This is a genomic window from Trinickia sp. (genome assembly GCF_036503415.1).
GTDB lineage: Bacteria > Pseudomonadota > Gammaproteobacteria > Burkholderiales > Burkholderiaceae > Trinickia.
Genome location: NZ_DASXWY010000146.1, coordinates 1 through 3,552, shown reverse-complemented (window position 1 = coordinate 3,552; position 3,552 = coordinate 1). Strand labels below are relative to the sequence as shown.

General features: G+C 64.4%; 2 protein-coding genes. One reads left to right on the top strand and one right to left on the bottom strand.

Annotation, left to right across the window (positions count from 1 at the left end):
- The first annotated feature begins 57 nt into the window (after window positions 1-57).
- Window positions 58-2,262, top strand: coding sequence for a glycoside hydrolase family 3 C-terminal domain-containing protein (locus VGL01_RS17990; protein ID WP_331571685.1), 2,205 nt, complete (start codon window positions 58-60; stop codon window positions 2,260-2,262).
- A 128-nt stretch (window positions 2,263-2,390) separates the two neighbouring features.
- Here the strand turns inward: VGL01_RS17990 and VGL01_RS17985 are convergent.
- On the bottom strand, window positions 2,391-3,552 hold a 1,162-nt coding region (locus tag VGL01_RS17985), incomplete at its 5' end, for an MFS transporter (RefSeq protein WP_331571684.1).

Below are 3,552 nucleotides of genomic sequence, written 5' to 3'. Positions count from 1 at the left end.
TCCAGTGAGATCCGGTGTTGTTGTCGAGCATTACAACCCACATTCATGGAGAGACACATGCAGGTCAATCGTTGGCCAATGGCATTGGTGTTGGCGGCCGCATTCGCGAGCGCTCACGCGAGCGAGAGCGATACGGCTTTCAACCCCGCACCGTCGTCGTTCACTCCCGGTATGGATTTCGCCGCGCATCGACGCGCCGATATGCTCGTGAGGCAAATGACGCTGGACGAGAAACTGCAGTTGATCCACTCGAAATATCAGATGAGCGATGTTCCGGGCGGAGGAGCCGGCTTCATTCAGGGGGTGCCGCGTCTCGGCATTCCCGATTTGAACATGGTCGATTCGGCTACGGGCTCGGGCAGCACGTCTCAGCCGAGCACGACGTTCCCGGCAACCATCGGGCTCGCCGCGAGCTGGGACCGGCACCTCTCGTACGATTTCGGTGCGCGCATCGCTTCGCAACTGCGTGCGCAAGGCTTTGGCATGGGCCTGGGCGGCGGCACCAATCTCGCGCGTGAGCCACGCGGCGGGCGTCTTTTCGAGTATCTCGGCGAAGATCCGGTTCTTGCCGGCGAGATGTTGGCGGCGCGAACCGTCGGCACCCAGAACCAGAAGGTGATCGCCACCATCAAGCACTATGTCGGCAACGAGCAGGAAACCGGCCGCATGGGCGGCAACAGCCAGATCGACGAGCGCACGCTGCGCGAACTGTATCTGCTGCCCTTCGAAATCGCCGCGCGCACAGCGCGACCCGGCAGCGTGATGTGCAGCTACAACCGCGTCAACGGAACCTACTCTTGCGAAAACCCGCATGTGCTGACCGATGTTCTCAAGCACGACTGGGGCTTCGAAGGCCAGGTGCAGTCCGATTGGGGCGCGGCTCACAGCACGGCGGCCTCGATCAACGCCGGCCTGGATGAGGAGGAAGATGTCGGGCCAACGGTCTATCTGACGCCCGATGCAGTCAAGCAGGCGCTGGCGAATCACCAGATTTCCCAAGCGCGGCTCGACGACATGGTACGTCGCAAGCTCTACGTGATGATTCGCACCGGCGTATTCGACGATCCGCCGAAGCCGGCGCCGATCGATTTCGCTGCGGGCCGGGCATTCGCCCAATCCGCGGAGGAGCGATCGATGGTGCTGCTCAAGAACGACAACGCACAATTGCCGCTCACGGCCGCGGCGTTGCAGCGGATCGCCGTGATCGGCGGACACGCCGACGCCGCCGTTCTCACGGGCGGCGGTTCGGGCAACACGCGCGATCCTGTGTCAGGCAATTTCGCGGGTTGCGGCGGGTTGAGGTTCGGCTCGGCGACGGGTTGCAGTTGGTGGACCAACCCGTGGCTCAAGCTCGACGTGCCGATCGTCAAGGCCATTCAGGCGCTGGCGCCCGCGGCGCAAGTCAGCTTCGCCGGCAACAGCGATCAGACGCAGCCGTTCAGGGCCTACACGCAGCAAGAGATCGATCGCGCCGTTGCGCTCGCGCGGCAATCCGATGTGGCGATCGTCGTGGTGACGCAGTCGTCGGGCGAAGACTTCGGCGAACTCACGAGCCTGGCGCTCGCCAATCCGTCGAATCAGGATCAACTGGTCGAAGCCGTGGCACAGGCGAACCCGCATACGATCGTCATCGTCGAAAGCGGGAATCCGGTCCTGATGCCATGGAAGGACCGTGTTTCCGCGATCATCGAAGCCTGGTTCCCGGGCGAGGGTGGGGGACAGGCCATTGCCAACGTATTGTTCGGCAAAGTCAATCCGTCCGGCAAGCTGCCCGTCACGTTCCCTGCGCACGACCAGGATACGCCGACGTGGGGCACCGATGGCACGCTGCCGAAAGACCCCGTCTATGCTGAAAAGCTGAACATGGGCTATCGCTGGTATGACGCGAAGAATATCGCTCCGCTCTTCGAGTTCGGTCATGGCCTGTCCTATACGCACTTCAGCTACTCCGACCTCGATGTCCGGCCCGGACCGGATCATTCGATGACGGCAAGCTTCACCGTCAAGAACGATGGCAAGATGGCGGGCGCCGAAGTGCCGCAGGTCTACCTGGGCGTCAACTACAGCGGTGAGCCGCCGAAACGCCTCGTCGGCTGGCAGAAGGTCTACCTCAATCCGGGTGAGGCACGACATGTCCGTGTCTCGATCCCCGCACGCTTCCAAAGCGTCTGGGACACGGCGAGCAATGGCTGGAAGTTCGTACCGGGTAGCGCGGTGTATGTCGGTGCGTCGTCTCGCGATATTCGCCTGCAACGCCGGTGATCGATGCGGTATCCCCCGCGTCGCCTCGAGGGGCGGCGCGGGGATCGCGCGGCAGCGAGCGTTGCGGCTCGCCGCGCGATCCATCGATTCGCCTATGCGCTAGGGCCTGTTCACGCTAATTACAGGCCCTAGGCGCCCGCCCCGGGCAGCGAGACGAGCTTTGCGGCTTGCGAGCGCAAGATGACGTAAGCCTGAACGACGAATGCAAGCACCGCCACGATGAGGCAGGGTTTCGCGCCGAAGGGGCCGCCGAGCATGGCGCCGATCAACGCGCCGAGCGGGCGCGCGCCGTACGTCGCGGTGCTGATCAGCGCCGACACGCGTCCCAGCATCGTTTCGGGCGTGATCGCCTGGCGCAGCGTCGTCGAGCTGATGACCCACAGGATGGGGCCCATACCGAGCTGAAAGTAAGCCGCCGCCGCAAGCCACGGCGAAGGAACGATCAGCGTTGCGCACAACGTCAGGGAGGCAGCAAGCCCGCAAAGCGGTCCGACGACGATGATCTGCCCGAAGCGCAGCGACGCTGCGATGCGTGGTGCCGTCAGCGCGCCCGCAATCATCCCCGCACCGTAAGCGGCCAGCGTGGCACCCACTCCCGCCGGCGACAGGCCAAGATAGCGGCTCGCGTAAGGTACGTAGACGGCCTGGATCGTGAAGAATCCGATGTTGAAGAAGATTGCCGTGAGCGCGATCGCGCGCAGCAGCGGATTGCCTGCGACGAATGCAGCACCTTCGCGAAGATCGGCCGCGAAGTGTCGGCGCGTGGGTGCCGTGCGTGACGGTTCGTCGATGCCGATCAGCAGCGCAGCGGCCAATGTGGAGAGCATCGCGGCGACGATAAATGCTGCGGATGCGCCGATGGTTCCCGCCAGCAGTCCACCCAGTGCTGGCCCTGCGGCATAAGCGACGCTGCGAGCGAGTTCCGTTCGGCTGTTCGCCGCGGCCCAGGCTGGCCGTTCGACCAAGGTGGTAATCAGCGAAGGTGCGGCGACATTGTAGGCGACGGTGCCGCACGCACCGACGAAGCCGCAGACCGCGAGCAGCAGCAGTGAGAGCTTGCCGGTCGCGAGCGCGGCGAGCACGACGAGCAGGGCCGCCGCGCGCAAGCTCTCCGCACCCGCCATGAGTTGTCTGCGCGATCTTTGGTCCGCCCAGACACCGAGCAACATGGAAAGCAACAAGAACGGCAGTGTTTGGGCGGTCTGCAGCCAGCCGGTTTGTCCAGCCCCCGCACCGAGGGCGAAGACCGCAACGAGCGGCGTCGCTGCGAGACCGATCTGCTCGGCCGAC

Bases quoted from the DNA above. Each gene is read 5' to 3' on its own strand.
- VGL01_RS17990 (WP_331571685.1), top strand. From the start codon at position 58: ATGCAGGTCAATCGTTGGCCAATGGCATTGGTGTTGGCGGCCGCATTC.